Genomic DNA, 21,690 nt, shown 5'->3' with positions numbered 1-21,690 from the left:
CAGCTTATGCAACACTGATCTGCCCCTTCTTCAGCGCATCCATGACGGCGGCTTTCGGGCCGTCCGCGACGATCTGTCCACGGTCGATGACGATCAACCGGTCCACCAGCGACAGCAACGAAGCCCGGTGGGTCACCAGCAACACGGTCTTGCCTTCGATCACCGCGCCCAGGCGTTGCTTGAGGCGTTCTTCACCGGTGTTGTCCATGGCACTGGTGGGCTCGTCGAGCAGCAGGATCTGCGGGTTGAGCAGCAGCGCCCGGGCCAGGGCGACGTTCTGCCGCTGGCCGCCGGAAAGGTTCTGGCCGCGTTCGCCGACCTGCAGCTCGTAACCGTCGGGGTGCAGGCGGGCGAATTCGTGCACGCCGGCCAGCTCGGCGGCCTGCAGGATCAGCTCGTCCTCGATGTAGCGGGCGCCGCTGACCAGGTTGTCGCGCAAGGTCCCGGCCAGCAGCTGGATGTCCTGGGGGACGTAGCCGATGTTGTGGCGCAGTTCACTGACGTCGATCTGGCGAATGTCCACGCCATCGACCAGCAACGAGCCATTGTCCGCCTCGTAGAGGCCGACGATGAGCTTGGCCAGCGAGCTCTTGCCCGAACCGCTGCGGCCGATGATGCCGACCTTCTCGCCCGGGCGGATGTTCAGGTTGATGCCCCTGAGCGCCTGGTTCTGCTGGTTGGGGTAGGTGAAGTCGACGCCGCGGAACTCGATCGCGCCCTGCAGCACCTGGCGGCTCAGTGGGCGCTCCTCGAAGTTGCGCTCTTGCGGCAGCTCCATCATCTGGTCGGTCGAGACCATGGTCACCTTGGCCTGCTGGTAACGCGCCAGCAAGCCGTTGAGCGAACCCAGCGGGCCGAGCGCACGGCCGCTGAGCATGTAGCAGGCCACCAGGCCGCCCATGCTGAGCTTGCCGTCGATGATCAGGTACACGCCCACGCAGATCATCGCCACACCCGCCAGCTGCTGGATGAGCATGGTGATGTTCATGGCCAGGCTCGACAGCACCTTGACCCGCAACTCCAGGCGGCTGAGGGTGCCGAGGGTCTGCTCCCACATGTACTGGCGTTCGCTCTCGGCGTTGTTGACCTTGACCGCATCCAGGCCCGCCAGGGTTTCGATCAGGCTCGACTGGCGCTCCGAGGCCAGGGCCATGGTCCGTTCCATGGTCGCCATCAACGGTTTTTGCAACGCATAGCCGATGCCCAGGGCCAGCGGGAAGGCGAGGATCGGGATCCACACCAGGTGCCCGCCGATGATCGCGATCACCAGCAGGATCAGCAGCGTGAAGGGCAAATCGATCAGCGTGGTCAGCGTGAGCGAGGCGAGGAAGTCGCGCAGGCCCTGGAACTCGTGGATGTTCTGGGCAAAGCTGCCGACCCGCGCCGGGCGATACTTCATCGACATGCCGACGATGCGCTCGAACAGCGTGGCCGAAATGATCAGGTCGGTCTTCTTCCCGGCAAGGTCCAGGCACAACCCGCGCAGCCCTTTGAGAATCAGGTCGAAGACGTAGGCAAAGCCGATGCCCGCAGCCAGTACCCACAGCGTCGCGGTGGCCTGGTTGGGCACCACGCGGTCGTACACGTTCATCACGAACAGCGGCGCGGCCAGGGCGATCAGGTTGATCACCAGGCTGGCGGCGATGGCATCGATGTACAGCCACTTGCTGCGCAGCAACGTGTCGCGGAACCAGGAGCGCGCCCGCGGGATGAGGTTGCCGTGGTTGACGTCGAACTTGTGCTGCGGCTGGGCGAAGAACACCTTGCCGCTGTAGTCGTCCTGCAGCGCCTCGCGGCTGACCAGCACCTCGCCACCGTCGCTTTCGCTGAGCAGCAGGCGCGCGGTGTCGGTGTTTTCCCAGCCCACCAGGATGGCGCTGCGGCCCTCCTTGAGCAGCAACATGGCCGGCATGGCGATGCTCGGGATCTGCTCCAGCTTGCGCTGCAGCAGGCGGCCCTGCAGCCCCGCGCGCGCCGCTGCACGGGGCAGCAGCTCGGCGTTCAGGCGCTGGGCCGGCAAGGGCAGGCCGGTGGTCAGCATCGCCCGGCTGGCGGGCTTCTGATGCAGGACACACAGGGTCAGCAGACTATCCAGCAAGGGGTCGTCATGCTGACTGCGTGGATCGTGGCTGAGTTGAACTCGACTGACTTCGGATTCCACGCGGCGCTCTCTTCATCCTTGTGGTAGATGGATCGGGTGCGCCTCAGTTCATGCCTGGCAGGTTCACCCGCGGTTTCAAATCGTTCTGCACAACGGTGGCCATCGGCGCTACGACGCCCTGGCTCTTGAGCAGCTGGCCAATGGTCGCCTTGATTCGGTACTGAGTAAACAATTGTATGTTCTTCACCTCTACCAGACGGCGCTGTGCGGTGAAGGTTTCATTCTCGCTGTCGAGCAGGTCGAGCAGGGTCCGTTCGCCGAGGCTGAACTGCTGCTGGTAGGCGCTGCGCACCCGGTTGCTGTGGTCCACGTACTGCTGGGCGATCGGCACCTGGGCGTTGGCGTTCTCTTGAGCATTCCAGGCCAGGCCCAGTTCTTCATTGAGCTGGCGCAGGGCATTGTTGCGAATGTCCAGCGCCTGGTTGGCCAGGTACGACTTCGATTCGAGGTCGGCCTTGTTGCTGCCGCCGGCATACAGGTTGAAGTTCATGCGCAGCATGGCCTGCCACTCGTTGTTGTGGCCAACCGTGCCATCGATGTTGTTATCGGCCGTTCGTCCGAGTTCTGCATCGAAGCGTGGATAGAAGCTCGACTTCGCAGCGTCGTACTGCTTTTCTGCCGCGGCGATATCCGACTCGGCGGAGCGCAGCACGGGGCTGCTTTCTACCATTTGCGCGCGTGCCTCTTCCAGCGTGGCCGGGAGCATGTCGATGAAAGGTGCGGGTGCGCTCAGTTCTTCCGGCATCCGGCCAACGACGCTGAGGTAGTTGGTGTTGGCATCGGCCAGGTTGGTCTGCTCGGTGATCAGGTTGTTGCGGGCCTGTGCCAGGCGCGCCTCGGCCTGGTCGAGGTCGGCCAGGCGGCCGACGCCGCGGCTGGTGCGCAGCTTGATCTGGTCGAGGATGCGTTCGTGGTTGCGCAGGTTCTCTTCGGCCAGGCGCACCATTTCGCGGCGCGAGAGGACATCGAGGTAAACCTGGGCGACATCCAGTGCGGTGCGCTCGGAAGTGCCCATCAGCGAGTAGGCGCGGGCATTGGCGGTGGCTTGTTGGCGGCCCACTTCGCTCGAGGTGGCAAAACCGTCAAAAACCATTTGGCGAAGACGGATTGCTGACTCGCCTCGGTTGAGGCTTTCCCAGCGATTGCCGGTGCTGGGGCTGTCGGTGCGCTCACGGCCATAGCCTGCGGTCACATCGACCCGCGGCAAATAGCCGCCCTTGGCGGCACGTACCTGGTAGTCGGCAGCCACGCGCGCGTTGACCCCGGCCTGGATCTCCGGGTGCACGTCGAGGGCGTTCTGCATGGCTTCGGGCAGGGTTTGTGCTTGTACCAAAGAGGCGGCAAAGGCTAGTGGTAGAGCGGTAAACAGTGACGCACGCATTGTTGCTGATCCCCCGGGGGCGCTGTTGTCCTGAATCACGGCCGAAGCTGTTCAGGTCTGAAAAAATGGCAACCTGATTTGACCGCTGAGCAGACTTCCGAGGGGGCACTGGTATTAGTACTAAAGGAAGGGATGGCAAACGTTCAAATATCAATGTGACATTACATAGCCGATTGTTTAGGATGGCGGAGATAAGGTCAATAGTTTGGCATAAAGTTAATCGCCAAGAGTTATAGACAGAATTTTGACGTCAAATACGTCGAAAACATTATTGAAACAATTCCCCCGACAGCGGCCCCTGCGCGCCGCTCGGAGCTTGGAATCAGATCACATCGGGTCAGCCGGAGAGTCCAATGAGCAGCGTTGTAGCCATCGTTAAAAGTATTGTTGGCCAAGTCATCGCAGTATCCCCAGAAGGCATCCGGCGCGTATTGATCGAAGGTGATCGCCTGCTGGCCGGTGAAGAGGTTCTTACCGGCCCGGGCGGCGCCGTTACCCTGGAGCTGGCCGATGGCCGCCTGCTCGATCTGGGCCGTGATACCCAGTGGAGCGCCGATGCGCCCGACAGCAGCACCGACCTGAGCCAGGCTACCGCTCAGGCCGCGCCGTCGGTGGAAGAGCTGCAGCAGGCAATTGCTGCTGGCGCCGACCCGACCACCGAGCTCGAAGCGACCGCAGCCGGCCCAGCGGCGGCTGGCGGTGGCGCCGTGGGTGGCGGCCACAGTTTCGTCATGCTGCAGGAGACCGCCGGGGCGGTAGACCCGACCATCGGCTTCCCCACCGGCCCACTTGCCTTCAATGCCGGGCTGACCACCCAGGAGGTGGGCGGCCTCGAGCAGAACACCTCGACCACCGATACACCGTTTGCGACCGGCGTGGCCCTCAGCGCCACCCCTTCGATCACCGAAGCGGGTGGCGTCATCGTCTATACCGCCACCGTTGGCCGTGCGCCCCTGAGCGACCTGACCATCACGCTGTCCAACGGCAGCGTCATCGTCATTCCCGCCGGCCAGACCAGCGGCGCCGTCAACGTCGTGATCGCGCCCAATGACACGCCTTACATCGACGCTGGCCAGATCGCCACCACCATCACCGGCACCAGCGGCGGCAATGGCCTGGTGGTGACCCCGAGCACTACGCCGGCGGTGACCCAGGTCACGGACACCATCGACACCACTACCGTGGTGGTCACGGCGGATCCGGCGAAAGAAGGCGATGCGAACGTCACCTTCCACTTCCAGCTGAGCAACCCGCCGCAGGCTGGCAGCACCACGACGTTGACCGTGAACGTGGGGGGTACCAGCTACACCGTCAATGTCGATGCCTCGGGTAAAGGCACGCTGAGTGTTCCCAACGCCAATGGTGACGATGTCTACAAAGATGGCTCTACCGTCACTGCCGAGGTGACTGCCGTCAATGGCGGCAACTTCGAAGCGGTCGACTTGAGCAAGTCGAACGTCACGGCTGAGGTCAAGGACACTATCGATACCACCACTGTGGTGGTTACCGCTGACCCTGCGAAAGAGGGCGATGCGAACGTTACCTTCCACTTCCAGCTGAGCAACCCGCCACAAGCGGGCAGCGCCACGACGCTGACCGTGAACGTGGGGGGGACCAACTACACCGTTAACGTCGATGCTTCGGGCAAAGGCACTTTGAGTGTCCCGAACGCCAACGGTGAAGATGCTTACAAAGATGGCAGCACCGTGACTGCCGAAGTGACGGCCGTAAATGGCGGCAACTTCGAAGCCGTTGACCTGAGCAAGTCGAGCGTCACTGCTGAGGTCAAAGACACCATCGACACCACCACTGTGGTGGTCACCGCTGATCCTGCGAAAGAAGGCGACGCGAATGTCACCTTCCACTTCCAGCTGAGCAACCCGCCGCAGGCTGGCAGCGCAACCACCCTGACGGTGAACGTGGGTGGTACTAATTACACCGTCAACGTCGATGCCTCGGGCAAAGGCAGTTTGAGTGTCCCGAACGCCAACGGTGAAGACGTTTACAAAGATGGCAGCACCGTGACTGCCGAGGTCACTGCCGTAAACGGTGGTAACTTCGAAGCTGTGGACCTGAGCAAGGCCACCGCAACGGCCGACGTCAAAGACACCATCGATACCACCACTGTGGTGGTGACGGCAGATCCTGCGAAAGAAGGCGACGCCAACGTCACTTTCCACTTCCAGCTGAGCAATCCGCCGCAAGCGGGCAGCACCACGACTCTGACCGTGAACGTCGGCGGGACCGACTACACCGTCAAAGTCGATGCGACGGGCAAAGGTGTCCTGGAAGTTCCAAACACCAACCTGGAAGACGTCTACAAGGATGCAAGTACCGTTACTGCAGAAGTGACTGCAGTGAACGGCGGCAACTTCGAAGCCGTTAACCTCGATAACGCCACGCATACCGTTACGGTCGAAGACACCATTACACCGGAAGGCACCACTACCGTTGTGGTGACGGCAGATCCTGCGAAAGAAGGCGATGCGAACGTCACTTTCCACTTCCAGCTGAGCAACCCGCCACAAGCGGGCAGCACCACGACGCTGACCGTCAACGTCGGCGGTACCGACTACACCGTTAAAGTCGATGCGACTGGTAAAGGCGTTCTGGAAGTCCCGAACACCAACGGCGAAGACGTCTATAAAGACGGCACCACCGTGACTGCCGAAGTAACGGCTGTAAATGGCGGTAACTTCGAAGCCGTGGACCTGAGCAAGTCGAGCGTGACTGCTGAAGTCAAAGACACCATCGATAGCACTACTGTGGTGGTTACCGCTGATCCTGCGAAAGAAGGCGATGCGAACGTCACCTTCCACTTCCAGCTGAGCAACCCACCGCAGGCTGGCAGCACCACCACGCTGACTGTCAACGTCGGTGGCACCGACTACACCGTCAAAGTCGATGCGACCGGTAAAGGCGTCCTGGAAGTCCCGAACACCAACGGTGAAGACGTCTATAAAGACGGCACCACCGTGACTGCCGAAGTCACTGCCGTAAATGGCGGCAACTTCGAAGCCGTGGACCTGAGCAAGTCGAGTGTCACTGCTGAAGTCAAAGACACCATCGATACGACTACTGTTGTGGTCACCGCCGATCCAGCGAAAGAAGGCGACGCGAACGTCACCTTCCACTTCCAGCTGAGCAACCCGCCGCAGGCTGGCAGCGCAACCACGCTGACCGTGAACGTCGGGGGTACCGACTACACCGTTAAAGTCGATGCGACCGGTAAAGGTGTCCTGGAAGTCCCGAACACCAACGGCGAAGACGTCTACAAAGACGGCACTACCGTGACTGCCGAAGTGACGGCCGTAAATGGCGGCAACTTCGAAGCCGTGGACCTGAGCAAGTCGAGCGTCACTGCTGAAGTCAAAGATACGATCGACACCACCACGGTCACCGTGACGGCCGATCCTGCGAAAGAAGGCGATGCGAACGTCACTTTCCACTTCCAGCTGAGCAACCCGCCACAAGCGGGCAGCACCACGACGCTGACCGTGAACGTCGGTGGTACTGACTACACCGTCAAAGTCGATGCGACTGGTAAAGGCGTTCTGGAAGTCCCGAACACCAACGGCGAAGACGTCTATAAAGACGGCACCACCGTGACTGCCGAGGTCACTGCCGTAAACGGTGGTAACTTCGAAGCCGTGGACCTGAGCAAGTCGAGCGTGACTGCTGAAGTCAAAGACACCATCGATAGCACTACTGTTGTGGTCACCGCCGATCCAGCGAAAGAAGGCGACGCGAACGTCACCTTCCACTTCCAGCTGAGCAATCCGCCGCAAGCGGGCAGCGCCACGACCCTGACCGTTAATGTCGGTGGTACCGACTACACCGTCAAAGTCGATGCGACCGGTAAAGGTGTCCTGGAAGTCCCGAACACCAACGGCGAAGACGTCTACAAAGACGGCACTACCGTGACTGCCGAAGTGACGGCCGTAAATGGCGGCAACTTCGAAGCCGTGGACCTGAGCAAGTCGAGCGTCACTGCTGAAGTCAAAGATACGATCGACACCACCACGGTCACCGTGACGGCCGATCCTGCGAAAGAAGGCGATGCCAACGTCACCTTCCACTTCCAGCTGAGCAACCCGCCGCAGGCTGGCAGTGCCACGACGCTGACCGTTAATGTCGGTGGTACCGACTACACCGTCAAAGTCGATGCGACCGGTAAAGGCGTCCTGGAAGTTCCGAACACCAACGGTGAAGACGTCTACAAAGACGGCACCACCGTGACTGCGGAAGTGACGGCCGTAAATGGCGGCAACTTCGAAGCCGTGGACCTGAGCAAGTCGAGCGTCACTGCTGAAGTCAAAGATACGATCGACACCACCACGGTCACCGTGACGGCCGATCCTGCGAAAGAAGGCGACGCGAATGTCACCTTCCACTTCCAGCTGAGCAACCCGCCGCAAGCGGGCAGCACCACGACCCTGACCGTGAACGTCGGTGGCACTGACTACACCGTCAAAGTCGATGCAACCGGCAAAGGCGTCCTGGAAGTTCCGAACACCAACGGTGAAGACGTCTACAAGGACGGCACCACCGTCACCGCAGAGGTGACTGCAGTCAACGGCGGCAACTTCGAAGACGTTGACCTGAGCAAGGCCACTGCGACGGCCGACGTTAAAGACACCATTGACACCACCACTGTGGTGGTCACCGCTGATCCAGCAAAAGAAGGCGACGCGAACGTCACCTTCCACTTCCAGCTGAGCAATCCGCCGCAAGCGGGCAGCACCACCACGCTGACTGTGAATGTCGGCGGTACTGACTACACCGTCAAAGTCGATGCGGCCGGTAAAGGTGTTCTGGAAGTTCCGAACACCAACCTGGAAGATGTCTACAAAGACGCCAGCACCGTTACTGCAGAAGTCACAGCAGTGAACGGCGGTAACTTCGAGGCCGTTAACCTCGATAACGCCACGCATACCGTTACAGTCGAAGACACCATTACACCGGAAGGCACCACTACCGTTGTGGTCACCGCAGATCCTGCGAAAGAAGGCGACGCGAACGTCACCTTCCACTTCCAACTGAGCAATCCGCCGCAGGCGGGCACCACGACGCTGACCGTGAACGTCGGCGGCACCGACTACACCGTCAAAGTCGATGCCACTGGCAAGGGTGTCCTGGAAGTCCCGAATACTAACGGCGAAGACGTCTACAAAGACGGCACGACCGTGACTGCCGAAGTGACTGCCGTAAACGGCGGCAACTTCGAAGCCGTGGACCTTAGCAAGTCGAGCGTCACTGCTGAAGTCAAAGACACGATCGACACCACCACCGTGGCAGTCACGGCTGATCCTGCGAAAGAAGGCGATGCGAACGTCACCTTCCACTTCCAACTGAGCAATCCGCCGCAAGCGGGCAGCACCACGACGCTGACCGTCAACGTCGGCGGCACTGACTACACCGTCAAAGTCGATGCAACTGGCAAAGGCGTCCTGGAAGTTCCGAACACCAACGGCGAAGACGTCTACAAAGACGGCACGACCGTCACCGCCGAGGTGACTGCGGTCAACGGTGGCAACTTCGAAGAAGTTGACCTCAGCAAGGCCACCGCGACGGCCGACGTCAAAGACACCATCGATACGACTACTGTTGTGGTCACCGCTGATCCAGCGAAAGAGGGCGACGCGAACGTTACCTTCCACTTCCAGCTGAGCAATCCGCCGCAAGCGGGCAGCACCACCACGCTGACCGTGAACGTCGGCGGGACCGACTACACCGTCAAAGTCGACGCGACTGGCAAAGGTGTCCTGGAAGTCCCGAACACCAACGGTGAAGACGCCTACAAAGACGGCACTACTGTGACCGCCGAAGTCACTGCCGTGAACGGTGGTAACTTCGAAGACGTTGACCTGAGCAAGGCCACTGCGACGGCCGACGTCAAAGACACTATCGACACCACCATTGTGGTGGTCACCGCTGATCCAGCGAAAGAAGGCGATGCGAACGTTACCTTCCACTTCCAGCTGAGCAATCCGCCGCAAGCGGGCAGCACCACCACGCTGACCGTGAACGTCGGCGGGACCGACTACACCGTCAAAGTCGACGCGACTGGCAAAGGCGTTCTGGAAGTCCCGAACACCAACGGCGAAGACGTCTACAAAGACGGCACCACCGTCACCGCCGAGGTGACTGCGGTCAACGGTGGCAACTTCGAAGAAGTTGACCTGAGCAAGGCCACCGCGACTGCCGACGTCAAAGACACCATCGACACCACCACGGTCACCGTGACGGCCGATCCTGCGAAAGAGGGCGACGCGAATGTCACCTTCCACTTCCAGCTGAGCAACCCGCCGCAGGCTGGTAGCGCTACGACCCTGACCGTGAACGTCGGCGGGACCGACTACACCGTCAAAGTCGATGCGACTGGCAAAGGTGTGCTGGAAGTTCCGAACACCAACGGCGAAGACGTCTACAAAGACGGCACCACCGTGACGGCGGAAGTCACTGCCGTAAACGGTGGCAACTTCGAAGAAGTTGACCTGAGCAAGGCCACTGCAACGGCCGACGTTAAAGACACTATCGACACTACCACTGTGGTGGTCACGGCCGATCCTGCGAAAGAAGGCGACGCGAACGTCACCTTCCACTTCCAGTTGAGCAACCCGCCGCAGGCTGGCAGCGCTACCACCCTGACTGTGAACGTCGGTGGTACCGACTACACCGTCAAAGTCGACGCGACTGGCAAAGGCGTCCTGGAAGTCCCGAATACCAACGGCGAAGACGTCTACAAAGACGGCACCACCGTGACTGCCGAGGTAACGGCCGTAAACGGTGGCAACTTCGAAGACGTTGACCTGAGCAAGGCCACTGCCACTGCCGACGTTAAAGACACGATCGACACCACCACGGTGACCGTGATGGCCGATCCTGCGAAAGAAGGCGATGCCAACGTCACCTTCCACTTCCAGTTGAGCAATCCGCCGCAAGCCGGCAGCACCACCACGCTGACTGTGAACGTCGGTGGTACCGACTACACCGTCAAAGTCGATGCGACCGGCAAAGGTGTCCTGGAAGTCCCGAATACCAACGGTGAAGACGTCTACAAAGACGGCAGCACCGTGACTGCGGAAGTCACTGCCGTGAACGGTGGCAACTTCGAAGAAGTTGACCTGAGCAAGGCCACCGCAACGGCCGACGTCAAGGACACGATCGATACCACCACGGTCACCGTGACGGCCGATCCGGCGAAAGAAGGCGATGCCAACGTCACCTTCCACTTCCAACTGAGCAATCCGCCGCAAGCGGGCAGCACCACCACGCTGACCGTGAATGTCGGCGGTACCGACTACACCGTCAAAGTCGATGCGGCCGGAAAAGGCGTCCTGGAAGTCCCGAACACCAACGGCGAAGACGTCTACAAAGACGGCAGCACCGTGACTGCCGAGGTGACTGCGGTCAACGGTGGTAACTTCGAAGAAGTTGACCTGAGCAAAGCCACCGCGACTGCCGACGTCAAAGACACCATCGACACCACCACGGTCACCGTGACGGCCGATCCTGCGAAAGAAGGCGACGCGAATGTCACCTTCCACTTCCAGCTGAGCAACCCGCCGCAGGCTGGCAGCACCACGACGCTGACCGTCAACGTCGGTGGCACCGACTACACCGTCAAGGTCGATGCAACCGGTAAAGGTGTCCTGGAAGTTCCAAACACTAACGGTGAAGACGTCTACAAAGACGGCAGCACCGTGACTGCCGAGGTGACTGCGGTCAACGGTGGTAACTTCGAAGAAGTTGATCTGAGCAAGGCCACTGCAACGGCCGACGTTAAAGACACGATCGACACCACGACTGTGGTGGTCACCGCTGATCCAGCGAAAGAAGGCGACGCGAACGTCACCTTCCACTTCCAGCTGAGCAACCCACCGCAGGCTGGTAACACCACGACGCTGACCGTCAACGTCGGCGGGACTGACTATACCGTCAAGGTCGATGCGACCGGCAAAGGTGTCCTGGAAGTCCCGAATACCAACGGTGAAGACGTCTACAAAGACGGCACCACCGTGACTGCCGAAGTGACTGCCGTAAATGGCGGCAACTTCGAAGCCGTGGACCTGAGCAAGTCGAGCGTCACTGCTGAAGTCAAAGACACGATCGACACCACCACCGTGGTGGTCACCGCTGATCCAGCGAAAGAAGGTGATGCCAACGTCACCTTCCACTTCCAGCTGAGCAATCCACCACAAGCGGGCAGCACCACGACTCTGACCGTCAACGTCGGCGGTACCGATTACACCGTCAAAGTCGATGCAACCGGTAAAGGTGTTCTGGAGGTTCCAAACACCAACCTGGAAGATGTCTACAAAGACGCCAGCACCGTAACTGCGGAAGTCACTGCCGTGAATGGCGGCAACTTCGAGGCCGTTAACCTCGATAACGCCACGCATACCGTTACGGTCGAAGACACCATTACGCCAGAAGGCACCACCACCGTTGTGGTGACGGCCGATCCAGCGAAAGAAGGCGATGCGAACGTCACCTTCCATTTCCAGCTGAGCAATCCACCGCAGGCTGGCAGCACCACGACCCTGACCGTCAACGTCGGTGGCACCGACTACACCGTCAAAGTCGATGCCACTGGTAAAGGGGTCCTGGAAGTTCCGAATACCAACGGTGAAGACGTCTACAAGGACGGCACGACCGTGACTGCCGAAGTGACTGCCGTAAATGGCGGCAACTTCGAAGCCGTGGACCTGAGCAAGTCGAGCGTCACTGCTGAAGTCAAAGACACGATCGACGCCACCACCGTGGCAGTCACGGCTGATCCTGCGAAAGAAGGCGATGCGAATGTCACCTTCCACTTCCAGCTGAGCAATCCACCGCAAGCTGGCAGCACTACGACTCTGACCGTGAACGTCGGTGGGACCGACTACACCGTCAAAGTCGATGCGACTGGCAAAGGCGTCCTGGAAGTCCCGAATACCAACGGTGAAGACGTCTATAAAGACGGCACCACCGTCACCGCCGAGGTGACTGCGGTCAACGGTGGCAACTTCGAAGAAGTTGACCTGAGCAAGGCCATTGCGACGGCCGACGTCAAAGACACCATCGACACCACCACTGTGGTGGTCACCGCTGATCCAGCGAAAGAAGGCGACGCGAACGTTACCTTCCACTTCCAGCTGAGCAATCCACCGCAGGCTGGCAGCCCCACGACCCTGACCGTGAACGTCGGCGGTACCGACTACACCGTCAAAGTCGACGCGACCGGTAAAGGTGTCCTGGAAGTCCCGAATACTAACGGTGAAGACGTCTATAAAGACGGCACCACCGTCACCGCCGAGGTGACTGCAGTTAACGGCGGGAACTTCGAAGAAGTTGACCTGAGCAAGGCCACCGCGACGGCCGACGTCAAAGACACGATCGACACCACCACGGTCACCGTAACAGCCGATCCTGCGAAAGAAGGCGACGCGAATGTCACCTTCCACTTCCAGCTGAGCAACCCGCCGCAGGCTGGTAGCGCCACGACCCTGACCGTCAACGTCGGCGGCACCGACTACACCGTCAAAGTCGACGCGACTGGTAAAGGCGTCTTGGAAGTCCCGAACACCAACGGCGAAGACGTCTACAAAGATGGTTCGACGCTGACCGCGACCGTCACCAAAGTTGATGGCGGTAACTTCGAAGCGGTCGACCTGAGCAAGTCGAGCGTGACCGCCGACATCAAGGACACCCTCGACACCACCACCGTGGCAGTCACGGCTGATCCTGCAAAAGAAGGCGACGCCAACGTCACCTTCCACTTCCAGCTGAGCAACCCGCCGCAGGCTGGTAGCGCCACTACTCTGACCGTGAACGTCGGCGGTACCGACTACACCGTCAAAGTGGATGCAACTGGCAAAGGCGTCCTGGCAGTTCCGAACACCAACGGCGAAGACGTCTACAAAGATGGTTCGACGCTGACCGCGACCGTCACCAAAGTCGATGGCGGCAACTTCGAAGCGGTGGACCTGAGCAAGTCGAGCGTCACCGCCGAGATCAAGGACACCACCGACACCACCACCGTGGCGGTCACGGCTGACCCTGCGAAAGAAGGCGATGCCAACGTCACCTTCCACTTCCAGCTGAGCAACCCGCCGCAGGCTGGCAGCGCCACCACGCTGACTGTCAACGTCGGCGGTACCGACTACACCGTCAAAGTCGATGCGACCGGTAAAGGTGTCTTGGAAGTCCCGAACACTAACGGTGAAGACGTCTACAAAGACGGTACTACCGTGACTGCGGAAGTGACGGCCGTAAATGGCGGCAACTTCGAAGAAGTTGATCTGAGCAAGGCGACTGCGACGGCCGACGTCAAAGACACGATCGACACCACCACGGTCACTGTGACGGCCGATCCTGCGAAAGAAGGCGACGCGAATGTCACCTTCCACTTCCAGCTGAGCAATCCGCCGCAAGCGGGCAGCACCACCACGCTGACCGTGAACGTCGGTGGGACTGACTACACCGTCAAAGTCGATGCGACCGGCAAAGGCGTCCTGGAAGTCCCGAATACCAACGGTGAAGACGTCTATAAAGACGGCACCACCGTCACCGCCGAGGTGACTGCAGTTAACGGCGGGAACTTCGAAGAAGTTGACCTGAGCAAGGCCACCGCGACGGCCGACGTCAAAGACACGATCGACACCACCACGGTCACCGTGACGGCCGATCCAGCAAAAGAAGGCGACGCGAATGTCACCTTCCACTTCCAGCTGAGCAATCCACCGCAGGCCGGCAGTGCCACGACGCTGACCGTGAACGTCGGTGGCACCGACTACACCGTCAAAGTCGACGCGACTGGTAAAGGCGTCTTGGAAGTCCCGAACACCAACGGCGAAGACGTCTACAAAGATGGTTCGACGCTGACCGCGACCGTCACCAAAGTTGATGGCGGTAACTTCGAAGCGGTCGACCTGAGCAAGTCGAGCGTGACCGCCGACATCAAGGACACCCTCGACACCACCACCGTGGCAGTCACGGCTGATCCTGCAAAAGAAGGCGACGCCAACGTCACCTTCCACTTCCAGCTGAGCAACCCGCCGCAGGCTGGTAGCGCCACCACTCTGACCGTGAACGTCGGCGGTACCGACTACACCGTCAAAGTGGATGCAACTGGCAAAGGCGTCCTGGCAGTCCCGAACACCAACGGCGAAGACGTCTACAAAGATGGCTCGACGCTGACCGCGACCGTTACCAAGGTCGATGGTGGCAACTTCGAAGCGGTCGACCTGAGCAAGTCGAGCGTGACCGCCGACATCAAGGACACCCTCGACACCACCACCGTGGCGGTCACGGCTGATCCAGCAAAAGAAGGCGATGCCAACATCACCTTCCACTTCCAGCTGAGCAACCCACCACAGGCTGGTAGCGCCACGACCCTGACCGTGAACGTCGGCGGTACCGACTACACCGTCAAAGTCGACGCGACCGGTAAAGGTGTCCTGGAAGTCCCGAACACCAACGGCGAAGACGTCTACAAAGACGGCACGACCGTGACTGCCGAAGTAACAGCGGTCAACGGCGGTAACTTCGAAGAAGTTGATCTGAGCAAGGCCACTGCAACGGCCGACGTCAAAGACACGACCGACACCACCACGGTCGCCGTGACGGCAGATCCAGCGAAAGAAGGCGACGCGAACGTCACCTTCCACTTCCAGCTCAGCAATCCACCGCAGGCCGGCAGTGCCACGACGCTGACCGTGAACGTCGGCGGCACCGACTACACCGTCAAAGTCGATGCGACCGGTAAAGGTGTCCTGGAAGTCCCGAACACTAACGGTGAAGACGTCTACAAAGACGGTACTACCGTGACTGCGCAAGTGACGGCCGTAAATGGCGGCAACTTCGAAGAAGTTGATCTGAGCAAGGCGACTGTGACGGCCGACGTCAAAGACACGATCGACACCACCACGGTCACCGTAACAGCCGATCCTGCGAAAGAAGGCGACGCGAATGTCACCTTCCACTTCCAGCTGAGCAACCCGCCGCAGGCTGGTAGCGCCACGACCCTGACCGTGAACGTCGGCGGCACCGACTACACCGTCAAAGTCGACGCGACTGGTAAAGGCGTCTTGGAAGTCCCGAACACCAACGGCGAAGACGTCTACAAAGATGGTTCGACGCTGACCGCGACCGTCACCAAAGTTGATGGCGGTAACTTCGAAGCGGTCGACCTGAGCAAGTCGAGCGTGACCGCCGACATCAAGGACACCATCGACACCACCACCGTGGCAGTCACGGCTGATCCTGCAAAAGAAGGCGACGCCAACGTCACCTTCCACTTCCAGCTGAGCAACCCGCCGCAGGCTGGTAGCGCCACGACTCTGACCGTGAACGTCGGCGGTACCGACTACACCGTCAAAGTGGATGCAACTGGCAAAGGCGTCCTGGCAGTTCCGAACACCAACGGCGAAGACGTCTACAAAGATGGTTCGACGCTGACCGCGACCGTCACCAAAGTCGATGGCGGCAACTTCGAAGCGGTCGACCTGAGCAAGTCGAGCGTCACCGCCGACATCAAGGACACCCTCGACACCACTACCGTGGCGGTTACGGCTGACCCAGCAAAAGAAGGCGATGCCAACATCACCTTCCACTTCCAGCTGAGCAACCCGCCGCAAACCGGCAGCACCACCACGCTCACCGTCGATGTCGGCGGCGTCAGCCGCACCGTGAACATCGATGCGACCGGCAAAGGCACCCTGGTCATCGCCAACACCAACGGCGAAGACGTGTACCTGGACGCCAGCAGCGTCACTGCCAAGGTCACTGCCGTGAACGGCGGCAACTTCGAGAACGTGAGCCTGACCGGCGCCACTGCGACTGCCGAGATCAAGGACACCATCGACACCACGACGGTCAATGTGACCGCCGACCCAGCGAAAGAAGGCGACGCCAACGTCACCTTCAACTTCCAGCTGAGCAACCCGCCACAAGCCGGCAGCGCCACCACGCTGACCGTCAACGTCGCGGGCACCAACTACACGGTCAAGGTCGACGCGACTGGCAAGGGCACCCTGTCGGTACCGAACCCCAACGGTGAAGACGTCTACAACGACGCCAGCACCCTCAAGGCCACGGTCACCGCAGTCAACGGCGGCAACTTCGAGAACGTCAGCCTGACCGGCGCCACTGCGACCGCGAACATCGCCGACACAATCGATACCACCACCGTGGCGGTCACGGCCAACCCGGCGAAAGAAGGCGATGCCACCGTCATCTTCAACTTCCAGCTGAGCAACCCACCGCAAGCCGGCAGCACTACCACGCTGACCGTCAACGTCGCGGGCACCAACTACACGGTCAAGGTCGACGCGAGCGGCAAGGGCACCCTGGCGGTACCGAACCCCAATGGTGAAGACGTCTACAACGACGCCAGCACCCTCAAGGCCACGGTCACTGCCGTGAACGGCGGCAACTTCGAGAACGTGAGCCTGACCGGCGCCACCGCGACCGCTGAAATCAAGGACACCATCGACACCACCACCGTGGCGGTGACGGCTGACCCAGCAAAAGAAGGCGATGCCAACATCACCTTCCACTTCCAGCTGAGCAACCCGCCGCAAACCGGTAGCACCACCACGCTCACCGTCGATGTCGGCGGCGTCAGCCGCAGCTTGAACATCGATGCGACCGGCAAAGGCACCCTGGTCATCGCCAACACCAACGGCGAAGACGTGTACCTGGACGCCAGCAGCGTCACTGCCAAGGTCACTGCCGTGAACGGCGGCAACTTCGAGAACGTGAGCCTGACCGGCGCCACTGCGACTGCCGAGATCAAGGACACCATCGACACCACCACCGTGGCGGTCACAGCCAACCCGGCAAAAGAAGGCGACGCCACCGTCACCTTCAACTTCCAGCTGAGCAACCCGCCACAAGCCGGCAGCGCCACCACGCTGACCGTCAACGTCGCGGGCACCAACTACACGGTCAAGGTCGACGCGAGCGGCAAGGGCACCCTGGCGGTACCGAACCCCAATGGTGAAGACGTCTACAACGACGCCAGCACCCTCAAGGCCACGGTCACTGCCGTGAACGGCGGCAACTTCGAGAACGTCAGCCTGACCGGCGCCAACGCCACCGCGAACATCGCCGACACCCTCGACACCACCACCGTGGCGGTCACGGCCAACCCGGCAAAAGAAGGCGACGCCAACGTCATCTTCAACTTCCAGCTGAGCAACCCGCCACAGAGCGGCAGCCCGGCAACCCTGACCGTCAACGTTGCCGGCACCAACTACACGGTCAACCTCGACGCCACCGGCAAAGGCACCCTGGCGGTACCGAACCCCAATGGCGAGGACGTGTACAACGACGCCAGCACGATGACCGCGACCGTCACCGCGATCAACGGCGGCAACTTCGAAGCCACCAGCGTGGCCGGCGCCACCGCGGTCGCCAACATCGCCGATACCCTCGACACCACGACCCTGTCGATCACCGGCACCACGGCCGTCGCCGAGGGCGGCAACGCCACCTACACGCTGACCCTGACCAGCCCGGCGAAGACCGATGTCACGGTCAAGCTGAGCTACACCGGCACCGCTACCAACGGCGCGGACTACACCGGCGTGACCACGGTGACCATCAAGGCTGGCAGCTCCACCGCCAACTTCACCATCCCGACCCTCAAGGACAACGTCACCGAAGGCACCGAGCAGTTCACCGTCAAGGTCGACTCGGCCACCGGCGGCAACTTCGAGAAGCTGGAAGTCAGCGGTACCGCCGGCAGCGTCACCACGCAGATCTTCGAGCCCGCCCCGGTGCTGGACCTGGACGCCAACGATTCCAGCGGCAAGACCGGCGCCGACTACCAGACCACCTTCACCGAGAACCAGCCGGGCAGCGGCGTGTCGATCGGTGATGTGGACGTGTCGATCACCGACTTCGACAGCTCGATGCTCACCGGCGCCACCGTGATCCTGACCAACCGCCAGCCAGGCGATGCCCTGAACCTGGGCAACAGCGTCGGCGGCATCACCATCAACGCCAACAGCACCGACGGCAAGGTGGTGCTGACCCTGAGCGGCAACGCATCGCTGGCCGACTACATCCAGGCCATCAAGAACATCACCTTCATCAACACCAGTGAAGACCCGAGCACCACGCCGCGGATCATCACGGTGACCGTGACCGATGGCGTCAACACCTCGAACACCGCCACCACCACGGTCAACGTCATCGCGGTCAACGACGCGCCGGTCAGCACCGGCGGCGCCGTCACCGGCCAGGAAGATACCGACCTGGTGCTGGGCTGGAACGACTTCAATGTCCGCGACGTCGACTCGCCGACCAGCAGCCTGGGCATCACCATCACCAAGCTGCCGGACGCCGGCACGCTGAAACTGTTCAACGGCACCAGCTGGGTCGACGTCAAGGCCGGCCAGACCATCAGCCAGGCCGACATCGACGCAGGCAAGCTCAAGTTCGTGCCGTTGGCCAACCAGTCGGGCATCGACGGCTACGGCGGCAGCGGCGTGGGCAACAAGCAGGCCGACTACGCGCAGATCAAGTACAAGCCAACCGATGGCAAGGACGCGGGCAGCGAGGCGACCTTGAAGGTCGACATCGCCCCGGTTGCCGACAAGCCGGACCTGAGCATTGGCAGCAACAACGTCAACTCGCTCGGCCTGACCAAGGAAACCTGGACCAGCCTCACCGGCCTGGGCACCAACGGCAATGGCATCACCGGCGATGCGCTGAAGAACGTGTTCGCCAACTCCGGCAACGCCAGCAAAAGTGAGCTGGTGAACACGGTCGATACCTCGGCCACCGTCACCCCGGGCACCGGTTCGAAGACCTCCGGCCTGATCTACCTGGAAGCCGGCAAGACTTACACCTTCAGCGGCACCGCCGACGACAGCCTGCAGATCGTCATCGGTGGCAAGAACGTCGCCGGCGCCACCTGGGGCTCGGGCAGCGGCAGCATTTCCGGCAGCTTCACGCCGACCACCAGCGGCTACTACACCCTGGAAATCTACAACGCCAACCAGGCAGGCCCAGGCAGCCTCGACGTCAACATCAAGGTGGGCAACGGCGCGGTCACCGACCTCAACAGTGCCAACATCCCGATGTACCCGAACGTCGGTGCGCTGGCTGGCGCCGGGGTCACGGTGTCCGACCTGCATGGCAGCAACGGCCAGGGCTACTACGACGGCTACAAGCTCAACGAAGGTGGCGAGAACGGCGCGCCGGTCAAGCTGGTGGGCATCAGCACCGGGCTGACCGACACCGACGGCTCCGAGAGCCTGAACGTCAAGCTCAGCGGCATCCCGGCAGGCTCGGTGGTCGCCGACAACGCAGGCCACACCTTCACCGTCGGCTCGAGCCCGGTGGATGTCACCGGCTGGAACCTCGGCAGTCTGACCATCAAGCCGCCGGCCTACTACGCCGGCCAGTTCGACGTGAAGGTCACCTCGACCTCCACCGAGAGCGTTGGCGGCAGCACCGCCACCAGCGAAGGCAGCATCAAGGTCACGGTCTACCCGCAGGCGTACACCACCAGCAACCTGTCCTCCGACAGCGACAACATCACCGGCACCGATGGCAACGACATCATCGTCGCCGATGTCAGCGGCCTGCACGTGGTGCCGGGCCAGGACTACAACATCGCCTTCATCGTCGACACCTCGGGCAGCATGGGCTCCTCGGGCGTGAACGCGGCGAAGAGTTCGCTGGAGTCGGTGTTCAAGACCCTGGCTGCCAGCGTCAAGGGCTCGCAGTCGGGTACCGTGAACATCCTGCTGGTCGACTTCGCCACCCAGGTCAAGAGCACCGTTTCGGTGACCCTCAACGACGCCGGCCTGCAGACGCTGCTCAATGCCCTGAACGGCCTGAAGTCCAACGGCGGCACCAACTACGAAGACGCCTTCAAGACCACTGCCAACTGGTTCCAGAACCTCAAGGACGCCGGCAGCACGGGCAGCAACCAGACGTTCTTCATTACCGATGGCCAGCCGACCTACTACCAGACCAACGAGCAGGGCAACCCGAAACTGGGTTACAGCAACGTCAACCTGGATACCTACCTGTCGTCGATCAACTACAAGATGGGCGACACGGTCTACCGTGGCAGCGTGGACAGCAGCACCCGGGTGAACATCGATTCCGATGGCTCCATGACCGTCCAGTACAAGTACGGCAGCAGCTGGTACAACTACAGCTCGTACTCGATCCACGCCCAGGGCGATGGCACCTACGAGCTGTCGACCTTGGCCGGTACTGGCAACAGCACCGACAAAGCCACCACCACCAACTCCACCGACAGCTTCAAGATCCTGGCGGGGCTTTCGGACGTGGAGGCCATCGGCCTCAACAACGACGTCAAGACCAGCGATCTCAAGCCTTACGACACTGATGGCAAGCCGCAGACCAACATCGACCCGAGCAAGCTGGCCGATGCGATCCTCGGCCACACCGAAGTCACCCAGCCGGGCAACGACACGGTCAACGGCGGTGATGGCAACGACATCATCTTCGGCGACCTGCTGACCTTCCCGTCGATCGCCGGTACCGGTGTCGAGGCGATCCAGGGGTATGTCGCCAGCAAGCTGGGCGTCGATGCCGGTGATGTGGACGCGCGGGCGATGCACAAGTACGTCAGCGAGCACTACACCGAATTCGATGTCTCCGGCGCCAACGACGGTGCCGACACCCTGATGGGTGGCGCGGGCAATGACATCATCTTCGGCCAGGGTGGCAACGACCTGCTCGATGGCGGCAAGGGCAATGACATCCTGCTGGGCGGTTCGGGCAACGACACCCTGATCGGCGGCCAGGGCAACGACATCCTGATCGGTGGCAGCGGTGCCGACACCTTCGTGTGGAAGGCCGGCGACCTGGGCAACGATGTGATCAAGGACTTCAAGTCCAGCGAGGGCGACCGCCTCGACCTGCGCGACCTGCTGCAGGGCGAGAAGGCCAGCACCATCGACAACTTCCTGAAGATCACCACCGTCGATGGCTCCTCGACCCTGCAGGTGAGCACCGAGGGCAAGCTCAACGCGGCCGGCGGCCTGGCCAATGCCGACGTGACGATCAAGCTCGAAGGGGTGAACTGGTCCAATACCACGATCAACTCGTTGATCAGCGGTGCCGACCCGACCATCAAGATCGACAACAACTGACCCCACTGCCGCGGTGG

General features: G+C 61.2%; 3 protein-coding genes. 1 reads left to right on the top strand and 2 read right to left on the bottom strand.

Annotated features, from left to right (window positions below; translation table 11 throughout):
• Nucleotides 1-4: 4 nt before the first annotated feature.
• A complete protein-coding gene (locus ACIPG5_RS05795; protein WP_176515969.1) occupies nucleotides 5-2,161 on the bottom strand; it encodes a type I secretion system permease/ATPase in 2,157 nt (718 codons plus the stop codon).
• A 43-nt stretch (nucleotides 2,162-2,204) separates the two neighbouring features.
• The gene (locus tag ACIPG5_RS05790; protein WP_176515967.1) at nucleotides 2,205-3,542 is read right to left on the bottom strand and encodes a TolC family outer membrane protein; all 1,338 of its coding nucleotides are present in this window, start codon (nucleotides 3,540-3,542) and stop codon (nucleotides 2,205-2,207) included.
• 353 nt (nucleotides 3,543-3,895) lie between these two features.
• Here ACIPG5_RS05790 and ACIPG5_RS05785 point away from each other — a divergent pair, with 353 nt between their 5' ends.
• Nucleotides 3,896-21,673, top strand: a complete 17,778-nt coding sequence (locus ACIPG5_RS05785) for an immunoglobulin-like domain-containing protein (protein ID WP_401373738.1) — start codon at nucleotides 3,896-3,898, stop codon at nucleotides 21,671-21,673.
• Nucleotides 21,674-21,690: the final 17 nt, after the last annotated feature.

The sequence above is a fragment of the Pseudomonas sp. NPDC087029 genome, assembly GCF_044745345.1.
In the GTDB taxonomy this organism is placed as follows: domain Bacteria; phylum Pseudomonadota; class Gammaproteobacteria; order Pseudomonadales; family Pseudomonadaceae; genus Aquipseudomonas; species Aquipseudomonas faucium.
The sequence above is the reverse complement of the archived record's forward strand: the minus strand, read 5'-3'. Positions and strand labels throughout refer to the sequence as shown.